15 protein-coding genes, 1 tRNA gene and 2 pseudogenes are annotated in these 13283 nt (G+C 69.6%); 9 read left to right on the forward strand and 9 right to left on the reverse strand.

Annotation, left to right across the window (positions count from 1 at the left end):
• The first annotated feature begins 43 nt into the window (after positions 1 to 43).
• Positions 44 to 1042 carry a hypothetical protein gene (locus ACFWPT_RS10600; protein WP_380481025.1) on the forward strand — a complete coding sequence of 333 codons (999 nt, stop codon included), beginning with the start codon at positions 44 to 46 and terminating at the stop codon, positions 1040 to 1042.
• Positions 1043 to 1061: 19 nt separating this feature from the next.
• Here ACFWPT_RS10600 and ACFWPT_RS10605 read toward each other — a convergent pair whose 3' ends face one another.
• The 4 genes and pseudogenes from ACFWPT_RS10605 to ACFWPT_RS10620 all read right to left on the reverse strand — a co-directional run bounded on the left by ACFWPT_RS10605 (position 1062) and on the right by ACFWPT_RS10620 (position 2984).
• The gene (locus ACFWPT_RS10605; RefSeq protein ID WP_380379971.1) at positions 1062 to 1289 is read right to left on the reverse strand and encodes a hypothetical protein; all 228 of its coding nucleotides are present in this window, start codon (positions 1287 to 1289) and stop codon (positions 1062 to 1064) included.
• A gap of 21 nt (positions 1290 to 1310) precedes the next feature.
• Positions 1311 to 1685 (reverse strand): annotated as a pseudogene (locus ACFWPT_RS10610) (IS982 family transposase); the annotation flags it as partial.
• A 274-nt stretch (positions 1686 to 1959) separates the two neighbouring features.
• Positions 1960 to 2514, reverse strand: a complete 555-nt coding sequence (locus tag ACFWPT_RS10615; RefSeq protein WP_380481028.1) for a hypothetical protein — start codon at positions 2512 to 2514, stop codon at positions 1960 to 1962.
• 14 nt (positions 2515 to 2528) lie between these two features.
• Positions 2529 to 2984, reverse strand: coding sequence for an ATP-binding protein (locus tag ACFWPT_RS10620; RefSeq protein WP_380380141.1), 456 nt, complete (start codon positions 2982 to 2984; stop codon positions 2529 to 2531).
• Between the two features lie 160 nt (positions 2985 to 3144).
• Here ACFWPT_RS10620 and ACFWPT_RS10625 point away from each other — a divergent pair, with 160 nt between their 5' ends.
• From ACFWPT_RS10625 to ACFWPT_RS10650, 6 genes are all read left to right on the forward strand, one after another.
• The gene (locus tag ACFWPT_RS10625) at positions 3145 to 4095 is read left to right on the forward strand and encodes a Scr1 family TA system antitoxin-like transcriptional regulator (RefSeq protein WP_380481031.1); all 951 of its coding nucleotides are present in this window, start codon (positions 3145 to 3147) and stop codon (positions 4093 to 4095) included.
• Complete coding sequence (locus ACFWPT_RS10630) at positions 4049 to 4189, forward strand: DUF397 domain-containing protein (RefSeq protein ID WP_380481120.1); 141 nt, start codon at positions 4049 to 4051, stop codon at positions 4187 to 4189. Before ACFWPT_RS10625 ends, ACFWPT_RS10630 begins: the two co-directional genes overlap by 47 nt.
• Positions 4190 to 4417: 228 nt before the next feature.
• The gene (locus ACFWPT_RS10635) at positions 4418 to 4669 is read left to right on the forward strand and encodes a DUF397 domain-containing protein (RefSeq protein ID WP_380481122.1); all 252 of its coding nucleotides are present in this window, start codon (positions 4418 to 4420) and stop codon (positions 4667 to 4669) included.
• Between the two features lie 132 nt (positions 4670 to 4801).
• Positions 4802 to 6130 (forward strand): esterase/lipase family protein, encoded by a 1329-nt coding sequence (locus ACFWPT_RS10640; RefSeq protein ID WP_380481033.1) that lies wholly within the window; start codon positions 4802 to 4804, stop codon positions 6128 to 6130.
• Positions 6131 to 6191: 61 nt separating this feature from the next.
• Positions 6192 to 6275, forward strand: a tRNA-Leu gene (locus tag ACFWPT_RS10645).
• A gap of 410 nt (positions 6276 to 6685) precedes the next feature.
• Positions 6686 to 7360, forward strand: coding sequence for a hypothetical protein (locus ACFWPT_RS10650; protein WP_380481035.1), 675 nt, complete (start codon positions 6686 to 6688; stop codon positions 7358 to 7360).
• An 83-nt stretch (positions 7361 to 7443) separates the two neighbouring features.
• Here ACFWPT_RS10650 and ACFWPT_RS10655 read toward each other — a convergent pair whose 3' ends face one another.
• Positions 7444 to 8079, reverse strand: coding sequence for a TetR/AcrR family transcriptional regulator (locus tag ACFWPT_RS10655; RefSeq protein WP_380481038.1), 636 nt, complete (start codon positions 8077 to 8079; stop codon positions 7444 to 7446).
• A gap of 114 nt (positions 8080 to 8193) precedes the next feature.
• Between ACFWPT_RS10655 and ACFWPT_RS10660 the strand changes: the two genes are divergently transcribed.
• Positions 8194 to 9246 carry an alpha/beta hydrolase gene (locus ACFWPT_RS10660; protein WP_380481041.1) on the forward strand — a complete coding sequence of 351 codons (1053 nt, stop codon included), beginning with the start codon at positions 8194 to 8196 and terminating at the stop codon, positions 9244 to 9246.
• 187 nt (positions 9247 to 9433) lie between these two features.
• Here the strand turns inward: ACFWPT_RS10660 and ACFWPT_RS10665 are convergent, their stop codons facing one another.
• From ACFWPT_RS10665 to ACFWPT_RS10675, 3 genes are all read right to left on the reverse strand, one after another.
• Complete coding sequence (locus ACFWPT_RS10665) at positions 9434 to 9748, reverse strand: hypothetical protein (protein ID WP_380481043.1); 315 nt, start codon at positions 9746 to 9748, stop codon at positions 9434 to 9436.
• 180 nt (positions 9749 to 9928) lie between these two features.
• Positions 9929 to 10219, reverse strand: coding sequence for a hypothetical protein (locus ACFWPT_RS10670; RefSeq protein ID WP_371519152.1), 291 nt, complete (start codon positions 10217 to 10219; stop codon positions 9929 to 9931).
• 190 nt (positions 10220 to 10409) lie between these two features.
• Positions 10410 to 11489: an alpha/beta hydrolase family protein gene (locus ACFWPT_RS10675; RefSeq protein ID WP_380481046.1), complete on the reverse strand. Its 1080-nt coding sequence runs from the start codon at positions 11487 to 11489 to the stop codon at positions 10410 to 10412.
• A 543-nt stretch (positions 11490 to 12032) separates the two neighbouring features.
• Between ACFWPT_RS10675 and ACFWPT_RS10680 the strand changes: the two are divergent.
• A pseudogene (locus ACFWPT_RS10680) lies at positions 12033 to 12914 on the forward strand (tyrosine-type recombinase/integrase); the annotation flags it as partial.
• A gap of 125 nt (positions 12915 to 13039) precedes the next feature.
• Here ACFWPT_RS10680 and ACFWPT_RS10685 read toward each other — a convergent pair.
• Positions 13040 to 13282, reverse strand: coding sequence for a hypothetical protein (locus ACFWPT_RS10685; RefSeq protein WP_380481048.1), 243 nt, complete (start codon positions 13280 to 13282; stop codon positions 13040 to 13042).
• Position 13283 lies beyond the last annotated feature (1 nt).

Consider the following 13283-nt stretch of genomic DNA (forward strand, 5'->3'; position numbering starts at 1 on the left):
GTGGCGTAGAGCAACGCCGTGCAGTCCACTCTCCGAGGAAATGATGACGATCCGCCTCTGGCACCGCCCGCTGGTACTGCTCGCCGCTGCCATGGCGGCCCTCGCCCTGGCATCCGCCGTCGGCCTCGCGGTCGACGACCGGATCCTGGTCGGGGAGCCGATCTGGCTGAAGCCCTTCAAGTTCTCCCTCTCCATCGCGATCTATTCGGTGACCCTCGCGTGGATGCTGTCCCTGGGCCGCACGGCCCCCCGCTGGGTCTGGTGGCTCGGGACGACGATTGCCGCCGCCAACGTGATCGAGATGGTGGTCGTCGTTGGCCAGGTGCTCCGCGGCAGGCAGAGCCACTTCAACGTCGCCACACCGCTGGACGCCGGCCTCTGGTTCGCGATGGCCGCCTCGATCGTCACCTTGTGGCTGGCCAACCTCGGCATCGCGGCCAGGTTGTTCCGCGAGCGGACCGGGGACCGCGCGGCCACCTGGTCCGTCCGGCTCGGCCTGCTCCTCGCACTGGTGGGCATGGCATTCGGCTTCCTCATGACCAGCCCGACCCCTGCCCAACTCGGTGCCATGCGCAGCGGGGCCGCCGTGGGCATCGTGGGGGCACACAGCGTCGGCGTCGCCGACGACTCGCCCGGCATCGCCATCACCGGCTGGAGCAGCACCGGCGGCGACCTGCGCATCCCCCACTTCGTCGGCATGCACGCGCTGCAGGCCATCCCGCTCTTCGCCTGGCTGCTGATCACACTGTCCCGCAGGTTCCCGCGGTTGGCCGACGAGCGGACGCGCCTGCGCCTGGTCCTGGTGGCGACCGGGACCTACGCGGGCGTGCTGGCGGTCCTGACCTGGCAAGCGCTGCGCGGCCAGTCGCTCGTCCACCCCGACGGTGCGACCCTGACGGCCGTGGCCCTGCTGGCCGTTGGCATGGTGGCGTCCGTTGTGGCGGTCGCCCGGCACCACCATGTGCCACCGGCGCCGCACAGCAGCGCCGGCATGACCGGCCGCCCGGTCGAGCCGCGCTGCACCCGCGTCGCCGCGGACTAACCGAACGCCGAGCCCACCGTCACCTGCGCCCGGGGACCTTCTTCGCGCCGTCGTATCCGCGTGAGGACGCCGGCACCGTGGCCGCCGCGCGCAGGCACCGCGCGTCGATCACCGCGGCGGTCGGCTCCGGGTCGCGGCCGGCGTCCTCGCGGACCATGCCCCCCATCCGGTCGTGGAACTCGGCCAGCAGTCCCCGCGCGCGCCACCGCCGCGCGAAGGCGACGGGCAGCCCGTGCAGGGTGCACACCAGGTGCAGGCGCAGGCCTCAGAAGAACCGGGAGTGGCTGGCGCAGTAGCCGTACTCGGCCCATCCGGCCAGGTCGGAGCGCTTGGCCGTCTCGCGGGAGCGCCCGCACTCCACCAGTGTGGAGTCGACGACCCACACGGTGTCGGTCCACAGCGAAGTGTCGGTCGCCAGCAGCCGGTTGACCTGTGCGATCAGGTCGGCGGCCTTGCGCAACCGCCGGTTGTAGCCCGACTGCCCGAGCAGGTACGGGAAGGGATGACGCAGGTGGGCATCGGCGTGGCGGATCCACCGGCGCTCGGAGGTGAAGCCGAGAAGGGCCTGCATCACGGGGAGGGTGACCAGCTCGGCATCACTGAGCCGGGGCGCGATGCCGATCTCTGGACTCCCTCGCTTCATGTCATGCGCGCCAGCGAGCCCTTGGCATCATTCATCTAGGCAGAATCAGGCCACTGCGGCCCTGGTGGCAGGCCCTGACCCTGGTGAACGAGATACGTACCCGGGCGGCCGGCCATTTCAGGCTGGAAGATGCTCATTGGGCGGTCGGCGGGTGGACATTGGCGGGATGTCTGCCGGGGCGCAAGCGAGTTGGGCTGCGGCGGCCTGTCGGATCTCTCCGATGGGGCGTCTCGGACGAGTTGGGGCGGTGGGACGTGAAGCCATAGCCCACTCGTCACGAATGTGCGGCTTGGGCTTGGGTGCGGCAGTGGGTGAGGGCGTGCGTGATGCGGGGGTCGGGGGTGGTGGTGGTGAGGAGTTCGCCGGCGGTGGTGAGGGTGGTCCAGTAGTGGGTGGGGTTGCCGGTGGTGGGGTGGGGGTGGGTGGTGGTGAGGGAGAGGTAGGCGGTGGTGAGGTTGCCGGTGGTGAACCAGCGGGTGAGGCCGTGTTGGTGGCCGGCGCGGATGCTGCCGTGGGCGTCGATGGCGGTGGTGAGGAGTTCGATGATGGCGAGGTCGCGGTCGTCGGGGGTTTTGGGGATGTCGAAGACGCCGAGGGCTTCGAGGAGTTCGCCGGTGTCGTTCTCGGTGCCGGGGCGGGGTGTGGCGAGGAGGGCGTCGTAGCAGTCGTTGAGGCGGCGTTGGGTTTCGGCGGCGGGGATGCCGAGGGCGGTGCAGACGGCGCGGGCGGATCGGAGGGGTTCGCGGGTGTGGCGGGCGAGGGTGGCGTAGGTGTCGGCGGGGGTGGAGCCGGTGTCGAACAGGTGGCGGGCGGTCAAGGGGAGTCGCATGGTGGGCACCTTGTTCAGACAGTGAGGAAGGTGGCGGGCGTGGGGGCGGGTGCGGGGGCGCACAGGGCCCAGACGAACTTGCCGACGCCGCCGGCGCGGGGGCAGCAGCCCCACTTCTCGGCGAGTTCGTTGACGAGGAGGACGCCGCGTCCGTGTTCGTCGTCGGGTGTGGGGGTGTGGAGGGAGGGGCGGCCGGTGCCGGCGTCGTGGACTTCGAGCCGGAGGCGGTCGTTGGCGAGGGCGAAGTGGACTTCGATGAGGCAGTCGGTGGGGGCGTCGGCGGTGTGCTGGACGGCGTTGGCGAAGAGTTCGCCGAGGAGGAGTTCGGCGGTGTCGCGGTAGCGGTCGCCGGTGGGGAGTGCGGCGAGGTAGGCGCGGAGCAACTGCCTTGCGATGGAGGTGGATTCGGTGCGGGATTCCAGGCGGGCCGCGAACGGGCGGGGGCGGTGGGCGGTACGGATTTTGAGCATGGCGGGGCACCTCAAGGGGGCGGATGGGGGAGCGCGAAGGTAGTGCGCAATCACGCTGTGCATGCAAATGATTGCGTTCCGGTGTCAATGGTCGGGGCTGCGGAGGTACGGTGACGCCAAATCGGCGTGTGGGACGTGTGACGCACAAGTGGGGGCAGCGATGACACAGCGGAAGGTCAAGCGGGGAACGACGGCGAGCTCCGCGATCATGTTCGGCGCGGAGGTTCGCTACGCGCGTGAGTCGGCGGGCTACACGCAGGAGGAGCTGAGCAAGCTCCTGCACTGCGACCGGACGGTGATCTCGCGGACCGAGGGCGGGAAGCGGAAGCCGTCGGTCGAGGAAGTCGAGGAGATCGAAAGGCTGTTGAACACTGGCGACCTGCTGACGCGGCTGTACGGGCGGGTCGACTGGAACGCCTCGATCGAGCATCCGGATTGGTTCCAGGAGTACGTGGATGTGGAGGCCATCTCCGTCGGGATGCGGGCGTACCAGGACGGCGTGATGTACGGCCTGTTGCAGTGCCAGCAGTACGCGCATGCGCTCTTCGCCAATGGCGTTGCGGCGGGCAACCCGGAGGAGATCGAGGAGCGAACCAGGGCTCGACTCGGTCGACAGGGCCGCTTTCTCGCACCCGACGGGCCGTTGTTGCTCGTCATCCTCGATGAGAGCACCATCCGTACTGTCGTGGGTGGGCCCGGCGTGATGAGGCGCCAGATGGAGCACCTGCTGAAGGTCGCTCAGCTCCCCAACGTCGTCCTTCATGTGGCGCCGTTCACGAATCGTCGGGCTCGCATCAAGACCGCTATGGTGTTGTTGGAGCTGCCGGACGGACAGCGCTTGGTGTACTCGGAGAGCCTCGATCGGGGGCATCTGAGCGGTGATTCGGAGGCCGTGGCCAGGCATCAGCGTCGCTATGACCAGCTCCGTGGTGAATGCCTGTCAGAGAGCGACTCGCTTCGGCTGATCGCCGAGGCCCTGGAGGGATTCAAGGATGATGAGCAACGAGCTCGCCGCAGCCGTCTGGAAGAAGAGCAGCTACAGCCACGACGACGGCGGCAACTGCATCGAGGCAGCCCCCGGATTCCTTCCCGGCGCCATCCCGGTGCGTGACTCCAAGGACCCGCACGGGCCGGCCCTTGTTTTCCCTGCGGCCGCCTGGGAAGCCTTCGTGTCGGCCGTCCGTGAGGGCGACTTTCCGGCGTAAGTCTCCAAGGAGGCAGCTGTGTTGACCTGGCGCAAGAGCAGCTACAGCGGCACCAATGGTGGCAACTGCATCGAGGTGGCTCCCGGGTTCCTTCCCGACGCCGTCCCGGTGCGCGACTCCAAGGACCCGTACGGCCCGGCTCTTGTTTTCCCTGAGGCCGCCTGGGAAGCCTCGTGCGGGCAGTCCGCGAGGAGGACTTCCCGGCGTAAGACCTCCGAGGAGCTGGCGATGGTGACCTGGCGTAAGAGCAGCTATAGCGGCAGCAATGGAGGCGATTGCGTCGAGGTGGCCCTCGCCTGGCGCAAGAGCAGCTACAGCGGCGACAACGGTGGCAACTGCATCGAGGTGGCCCCCGGGTTCCTTCCCGACGCCGTCCCGGTCCGTGACTCCAAGGACCCCGACGGCCCGGCCCTCGTCTTCCCCGCCGCCTCCTGGGACTCCTTCATCGCCGCTGTCCGGGCCGGCGAGCTCCTGCTCTAACCGGTCATCCCCCGCCACACCCGAACGATTTCGATCAGTTCCGGTGCGTCGGTGGTGCCGCGAGTAACTGAACCCCTACGGTCGATCACTGTGCGCACATGACCTGCTCGCATCGACCGAGGCGGTACTCCCATGGCACAAGAAGCCCGTATCGACGTAGCTCTGACGGCTCTCAAGGAGGGCCAGCCCGAGCCCAGCAAGGCCGAGTTGGCGGAGATCGCCAAGTCGATCTCGCCCGGCGTCTGGTTCACCAACGCGCTGTCGGGTGAGCGGGCCGGCCGCGATGCCGACGTGACGTGGGAGCTGACCGGTTCGCCGTACAAGGGGCAGGTGGCGACGGGGCAGGCGGCGGTCTACTACGCCAACCCGAAGTTCGGCCTGCGGAAGCCCTTCGTCTTCGCGGACGGCTTCAACTACGGCCCGAGCGACCTCCCCGGCCTCTTCGCCTACTTCAGCACCGCCGCCGACGGCGGGCCGGGCCTCTTCGACCAACTGCTCAGCCGGGGTTACGACATCGTGCTGGTCGGCTTCACCGAGCGCCACACCCACATCCAGGCCAACGCCGAGGTCGCGATCGCGGCCATCCTCCGGGCCGTCGCGGAGCGCAAGGGCGACGAGCGGCTGACCGTCGGCGGGGTGAGCATGGGCGGCATCGTCACCCGCTACGCGCTCGCCAAGCTGGAGTCCGCGACCGTGGACCACGAGACGGCGACGTACCTCTCCTTCGACTCCCCGCACAACGGCGCCTGGATCCCGCTGATCCTCCAGCAGATGGCGTACTTCTTCGAGGACTACACCCCGGCCGGGCCGGACGGCGTCAAGCAGGCCGAACTGATCCGCAGTCCCGCTGCTCAGCAGCTGCTCTGGGCGTGGGTCGAGAACGCCAAGTACTCCGGCCCGGTGGCCACCTCCAGCGACCTGCGCAAGGAGTTCCTCGCCGACCTCGACCAGGTCGGCAACTTCCCGCAGATCCCGCGCAAGCTCGGCGTCTCCAACGGCCGCCGCGACGGGGCCGGTCTCCCGTTGCCGGCGGGCGAGGTGGCCTTCGACTGGCAGGCGCTGATCGCCAGCGCCACGGCCCGCTTCCAGCCGAACAAGGGTGACAAGCAGCGGATCGGCGGTATGCACCTCGGCCTGGCCGTGCGCCGCAGCACCACCAGCGACGTCCCGGCGCTGGACGCCGTGCCCGGCGGCACCCTGGACTCCTTCGGCAAGGTCGCGGACGCGCTCAAGGCGAAGATCTCCGAGGACTACCGCAGCGGCACCTTCGTGCCGGCCGTCAGCGCGGTGGCGCTGGACTTCGACCCGGTGAAGTGGGACGTCGACCCGGCCGCCGCGATCACCGACGCCGCCCTGGAGGCCGGCCACCTGGACGCCGTGAAGTTCGACGACGCCAACACCGAGCACAGCCACGTCTCCCGCGTGCTGGTCGACTGGATCATCGAGCAGCTCGCCTCCTGACCCTCCCACCTGGTTCGGAGCACCCCCGCGGATGGGCTAAGCTATTCCACATCACCCAGATGCGCGGGTGGCGGAATAGGCAGACGCGCTGGATTCAGGTTCCAGTGCCCGAAAGGGCGTGGGGGTTCAACTCCCCCCTCGCGCACATGTGAACGGCCGGTCGACTCAACAGTCGACCGGCCGTTCTGTTGTCCGGAGACGCCGTCTCGGCGCTTGTGGGCCCAGTGACCGTCCCCGTGTTTGTTCAGGCCGCTTGTTCGAGACGGCCGGTGGGGGCCGGATGTCGAGAGCTTGGTTTTGCGCCGTCGGGTTGGGCGGCGGCGTGGCGGTTGGTCGCCGACGGCCGCCAGATCGCACCGGTCCACGGCGCCGGCACGCGCCGGAACTGGGTGCGGACGACGTAGGCCGGCGCAGCCACAGAAGCGACGCAAAGGCCTCGTTTTGCCAGAACAGGACCAATCATCTGATTTCGGATGAGTATCTATGCGGATAGAGACCGGCTGATCACCGAAATAGGTTTCTTGCTGACCGAAGGTTGTCGGGAGGGGTGAGCCAGTGGGCGATCTCAAGGTTGACCCGGGCGAGATGTACAAGTCCGCAGGTGTGGCGCGGGCCATCGGCGAGGACTTCGCGAAGCCTTGTCAGGCAGTCGCTACTGCCAGTCACACGGCTGTCAGCCAGCTGACGGGTTGGTCGGTGGCCGCACGCCGTGTCGGAGCCCGACGTCTGGGCGCTGCCGCGCTGGCGCCCTGCCTGTCACTGATCCTCGGAGGATGCGCGTCCACGCCAGGCCCCAACGATCCTCTCCCCGTCAAGGCCCGCCAGGACGCCCAGGACTGGGCCAAGCACATGACCGAGGACACGGCGCAGACCGCCGGAGCAGCCCTCGACCCCGGCAGCGTCGAGCCGCTCTTCAGCGACTGTGTCGGCAGGAACGACGAGGTCCGGGAGGACGGCCGGTACAAGCTGTCGTACGCGGTCTACAGCTCCACCCCGCTCGAACAGCATCCTGAGGCCGTCCGCAAGGTCCGCACGATGCTCGAACAGCAGGGCTTCAAGATCGACGGCTACCGGGAGAGCGCCAACGGCAAGGTGGACACAGTCCTCGACGCATCCCAGGCATCGAGCCGGTACCTGATCACCGTCGAGACCACGAGCGGAGGGCTTCTGGCCTTCAGGGTCAGAACCCCCTGCCTGATGCCTCCCGCAGCAACGGAGACTCCTCGCTGACCCCACCTCGCCCTGGCCGTGCCGACCGGCGGTCGACCGCGGACCCCGGTGACGCCGCGGGGCGGTTCCCTGGCTCCTCCCTTTCAGGCCGTCCCTCGCAGGCCGTTCAGCACCATGTCCGTCAGGCGCTCCGGCAGATCCGGCTCGATCGGGCGGTGGCCGAGCAGGCAGCGGGTCTGGAGCGGGGCGCAGAGCAGTTCCAGGGCCAGGGCCGTGTCGGTGCCCGTCGGAAGTTCCCCGCGTTCGACGGCCCGGCTGACGATGACGCCGGCCTGGTCGAGGCGGGACTGCCAGAAGGTCTGCCAGGCCTCGGCGAGGTCGGGGTCGTCGGAGCTGAGTGCGGCCGCCCGGGCGACGGAACGGCCGGTCGGGGTGGCGAGGTACTCGGCCAGCGCGCGGGCGAAGGCGGCCAGGTCGGTGCGGACGGCTCCGGTGTCGGGGACGGGGATGCCTTCGTTGCTGCCGGTGAGCATGGCGTCCAGTACGAGCTTCTCCCGACTTCCCCAACGCCGGTACACCGTAGTCTCGTTGACCCCTGCGCGGGCCGCGACCCCGGCGATGCTGAGCCGGTCGATGCCCTCCTCGGCCAGCAGCTCCGTGGCGGCCGTCAGGACGGCCTGGCGGACGCGCGCGGCACGGCCGCCCGGGCGGCGGCGGATCGGCTCCGGCGCTGGCTCCTGCGCCGGCTTCTGCGCTGGCTCCGGCTCTTCGTCGGTCATGTGTTGATCACCTCGGCCACCACATTAACGCAAGACCGCTTGCATTAGGTGCTGCTCGGGCGAATAGTCGCTAATGCAAGCGTCCCGGCTTTAAGTGCAGCAGGAGGCACCACTATGTCCTTCACCTGGCCCCTGGACCCGCAGGACCTGTTCGTCGAGCGTTACCCGCAGATGACCCTCGGCCTCCCCGCCGACGAGGTGGACGCCGTCCGCGCCGCCGTCACCGAGATGTGGCCCGACCGGCCCGGCAGCTGGGTGCACGAGTGGTCCGCCCTCGCCGCCCGGCACGCCGAGGCCGGGCGCCACCGTCCGGCCGCGCAGGCGTACGGCTGGGCCAAGTTCCCCTCGCTCGCCGACGAGCCGAAGCGAACCGCACTCGCCCGCCAGGTCGAGCAGTACGTCCTCGCGGCCCCCGGCTTCCCGGTGGAGTTCGAGCGCCGCACGCTCACCGTCCCGTACCGCGGCGGCGACGCCACCCTGCCGATCCACCTGATGGCCGCCCCGGGCCTGCCCGCCGACGCGCCGGTCGTGCTGGCCAGCGGCGGCGTGGACTCCTGGAAGACCGACCTGCACGGCATGTGGGAGCAGCTCGCGTTCACCCTGCCGGCGCGGCTGCTGCTGTTCGACCTCCCCGGCACCGGCGAGACCGCCCACCTGCCGATGACCCCGGACGGCGGGGCCGAGGTGATCGCCGGACTGGTCTCCTTCGCCCGCGCGGCCGGCAACGGAAAGGTCGGGCACTTCGGCATCTCGATGGGCGGCTACTACTCCGCCCGGACCGGACTGACGGGGTCGGTGGACGCCTCCGTGGTGCTCGGCGGCCCGGTGGAGCGCTCCTTCGCTCCCGGTCGCGGCTTCGCCTTCGGCATGGACGGCATCGTCGGCAACGCCCTGGGCTTCGACGCCGCGCCGAGTGGGGCCGAGCTGGAGAACGCCTTCGCGGCGTTCGACCTGCGCCCGCTGCTGGACCAGGACGCCAACGGGCCGATGCTGGTGGTCAATGGCACCGAGGACGTCCACGTCCCACTGGACGACACCCTGGTGTTCAAGGGTCGCCGGGACACCCGGGTCGAACTGATCCCGGACACCGGCCACTGCGCCATCTCGCGCTTCGGCGAGGCGATGGCCGTGATCGCCCCCTGGCTGAAGGACACCCTGGCCGGCTGATCCGGCGCTCCTGTCGCAGGGAGCTCACCGTGGCAGTCGGTTCAGGTGGGCGACGGTTTCCTTCGTCTGGGATTGTGCCGGTTCGCCGCGCACGGACGGCCGGTCGACTCGACAGTCGACCGGCCGTTCCGGTTCTTCAGTGGGCGGTGGGGTGCCGCCCACGCGGGGGCCCGGAGCCGACCGCCGATCAGGCGGGGATGGGACGACAGCCCTGCCCGTTCACCCACAGCGAGCCCTCGGCCCAGCCGCTCTGACACTCGTACCCGGCGCGTGACGTCCGGTCCATGACGACGAAGTCGCTCAGCGGCCCCCAGGTGGTGCTGTCGCAGGAGCGGCCCATCACGCTCGGCCCGTCGGCGTCTACCTCATCGCACCGGATCACTTCACCGACCCGCTTGCTGGGGACGCCGTGCGCGCTCCCGTCGGCCGCACCGGCGGCGCCGACACCGGTCAGGCTCAGGACGGCGGTGGCCATGCCGGCGACGAAGAGCAGTCGTTTCACGAGGAAACCTCCTTGGTGGGGATGGGGCTCCGCAGACAGTTCCCTTGCAGTCCACCTGCGTATCGACCCATTCGCATGAACACGTCACCCCGTTGCGCGCCCTGGCGACGGCAGCGAACCGAAGAGGCCGGCCGCCCCGACATCACGTCGGATCGACCGGCCTCTTCGCCGTCCGGAGGGTCAGGCGATTCTCACGCTCGCGCCGAACTCGAACGTCTTGGTCTCGCCCGGGTTCACCACACCGATGACGGGCCCCTCGCAGCCCGGCCGATCGTGGACGTCGGCGGGCTTGTCGGTGAGGTTCTCGACGATGAGGGGCCAGATGTCGCTCTGGTAGCAGCCCGAGGGGTTGTTGTAGGTCTTGAACCCGACCCGCAGCTGACCGGTGGCCGCCTGGGCCGAACCGGGCACCGCCACTGCCACCGCCGCGGCCATGGCCACCGCGCCGAGCGCCTTGCTGATCCGTCGCATGTCGTCACTCCAGAGTGCCCGGGGAGCCGCCGCGGATGGCGGCTGCGCCGGAGGACTGCCCCGATCCGCCGCAGGTCACAGCCCTGCGGCGGCCGAATCACCTGATCGGGCGCCCCGGGCCGCCGCCGTCCGGTCGGCGGCCCACTCGCCACTCCTTACCTGCCGCTCTCTGCTCGCCGATCGCCACCTGCTACTTGGCGAAGCGGACCTCCGGGAAGGCCGCCGAGGGGCCGTCCAGCAGTCGGCTCGGGCGGTTGAGCAGGTGCCGGTCGAAGAACGCGCCGAGGTACGCCCGGGTGGCGGCGAGGGCGCGGTCGCCCTTGATGGTGCCGTACTGCTCCGGGGTGGTGTCGGGCGGCAACTGGTCGCGGACGCCGAGGGAGTCCACCAGCCAGTGCATGTCGCAGAACGACAGGTGGCCGGCCTCCGGCAGGTCCAGCCAGCGCTTCCAGCCGGTCAGGTGCTGCCAGGTCTCGTCCCAGTTGGCCGTCGCGGGCCTGCCGGCGTGCCGTTGGGCGCCGAGCAGCAGCACCGGGCGGGCGAGGCCGTCGGCGGGCAGCGGGGCGAAGAAGTCGCCGTCCAGGTTGGCGGCGGCGCGGATCCGCCGGTCCTCGCTCATCGCCTCGACGGCGCTCGCGCCGCCGATCGAGTGGCCGGCCGCGCCGATCCGGGAGCGGTCGACCTGCAACCCGCGGACGAGCCCGGGGCCGGGCGCGGTCAGGCGGTCGATCAGGAAGCTGATGTCCTTCGCCCGACTGCGGGTGACCTCGGCCGCCCGCTGGTCGTCCACGTGATCGCAGATCAGGCAGGTCTCCACCCGCCCGTCGGGGAACTGCACGACCGTCTCGTAGGTGTGGTCCAGCGCGGCCACCACGTAGCCCCGGGCCGCGAGGTCCTCGGCGAGGGCGGTGAGCGAGGTGCGGCTGAAGCCGTAACCGGGGGAGAGCACCACCACGGGGTGCCGCCCGGGCGCGGGCACCGTACGGGCCTTCACACCCGTCCGCACCTCGCTGACAGCCGGGGTGCCGAACAGCGCGGACGACACCTCGGGGGAGACGTACGGCAGTTGCTCCCCGTGCTCCCCGCGCGCGGGCTGCGCCGGGTACCAGAGGGTGGCCATCAGCTCGCGACTGGCGGCGTCCGCCCGCCAGGGGTCGTGCCGCGTCTTGTCCACCAGGTGCACCGACGCGGCACCGATCGTCCGTCGCGTCGTCGGCGCGGGCACCTGCGGTACCTGCGGTACCTGCGGCACCTCCGTCGCCGCACTCAACGAGAGCGTTCCGACCGTCGGGGAAGCCGCCAGCGCGGCCTGCGGACCGGCCAACGAAAGCAGGACGGCAATGGGCACGGCGAGCAGAACAGCACTCCGCCACCGAGAAGTTGTCGACATACCGCCACGCTAGGCCCGCCCCCACCCCCACCGCGTCCTGCCCACGACCTAACCCCCTCCACCCCAGGTCGCACCCGCCACGCCGCCCACGCCCCCCGCCCGGACACCCCCACCTCCACCCGCCCGCCCTTGCGCAAATCGCCCACCTTTGCGCAGAGTTGACCGCCCCGGTGGGCCCACCGGCCCTGCCCGCCCTGCGGCGCATCGGAGCCCACACCGGCCACGCCGTCGACTCCATGCACCGGCTTACGGTTCTTCCCAGGCACCACAGACACGCGAACCCTGAACTCCGCCCGGGATCACCGATCTACGGTTCGAGGACAACCCATACGGCAGTGTGATGTCCCCCCGCCGTCCGACGACACCCCGCCCGAGCCGACTGCTGGACCGTGGCCCTGGATTGCACCCATCTCGCGGGGCCAGCTCGGCATTACTTGGCAGTGCTGCACCTGCGGCCGCGATTCCGCCCGCGACCAGCCCCGCTGCTGCACCACCGGCACGTGCTGCGGCAAGCGCCTCTCCCCGCTGACCCTCGCCTACATCCATTCCGTGCTCAAGTCTGTCCTGGAGCACGCCGTCAGGGAAGAAGATCCCGCGCAACGTCGCCCGCAACGTACGCACTGGGACGCCCCGGCCGTGCCGCTTCAACCCGCTCACCGCCGACGAGGCTCGTACGTTCCTCACCGCCGCGCAGGGCCACCGCTTCCGGGTCCTGTTTGAGTTCGTTCTTCGCACCGGGCTCCGCAAGGGCGAACTTCTCGGTCTGCGCTGGGAAGACCTCGACCTCAACGCCGGCACCGCCAGCATCTGGCGAACCCTCCAGCGCATCCGCACCGGCTGCCGACCAAGACGGTCAGCTCGGAGCGCCACATCGCCCTCCTTGCCGCCTGCGTCACCTCGCTCCGCGCGCACCGTGACCGGCAGCTCCGCGAGAAGTAGCAGGTTGGTCCAGGGCGGGCGGATAACGGCTACGTCTTCACCCGCCTGGACGGGCACCCCATCGAACCCGCCATCCTGAGCTGCCACTTCAACGCCCTGTTCCGCTGCCCATGCCTGTGGTCGATCCGGTTTCACGACTTGCGGCACTCGACCGTGACCCTCCTCCTGGACCAGGGCGTCGAACTCGTCGTCATCAAGGACCTCCTCGGCCACGCCCACATCGGCGTCACCGCCACCGTCCACGCCCACGTTCGATGCCGCTTCCAGCGCGACGCCATAGACCTCTCGACCACGCGCTCCGCACGCCGCACACCAACTCCGCCAAGGGCGGCGAGGACGAGGATCCACCCGCAGATGGGATCTTGATCCCCACCAGCTGACGTCAACTGGTGACGTCAAACGATCAAGGGCCCCACCGGAAGTAATCCAGGGGGCCCTTGATATGCCGCTCAAGCCCGTCGGAAATCTACTCCGACGCATTGCGCTTCTCCTCAGAGGAGCTTCTTTACCGCTTCGATCGCCCAAACCACGAGGTCAAGAGAAGCATTTTCAAACCTGGGGCTGACGCTGATTGACGCTTCATCCCAGCCGCCGTCATCGGGGACAGAAATAGCGAAAACAGGACCCCTGTCCGGGGAGTCTGAATCTATGAACTCAAATACCTGCTCGTCGGAAGTGTTGTCGTCAAACCTAACTATTTTGATACTGCGCCTGCTGTACGGTTGAATCGTCATT

It is taken from the genome of Kitasatospora sp. NPDC058478 (assembly GCF_042720345.1).
GTDB lineage: Bacteria > Actinomycetota > Actinomycetes > Streptomycetales > Streptomycetaceae > Kitasatospora.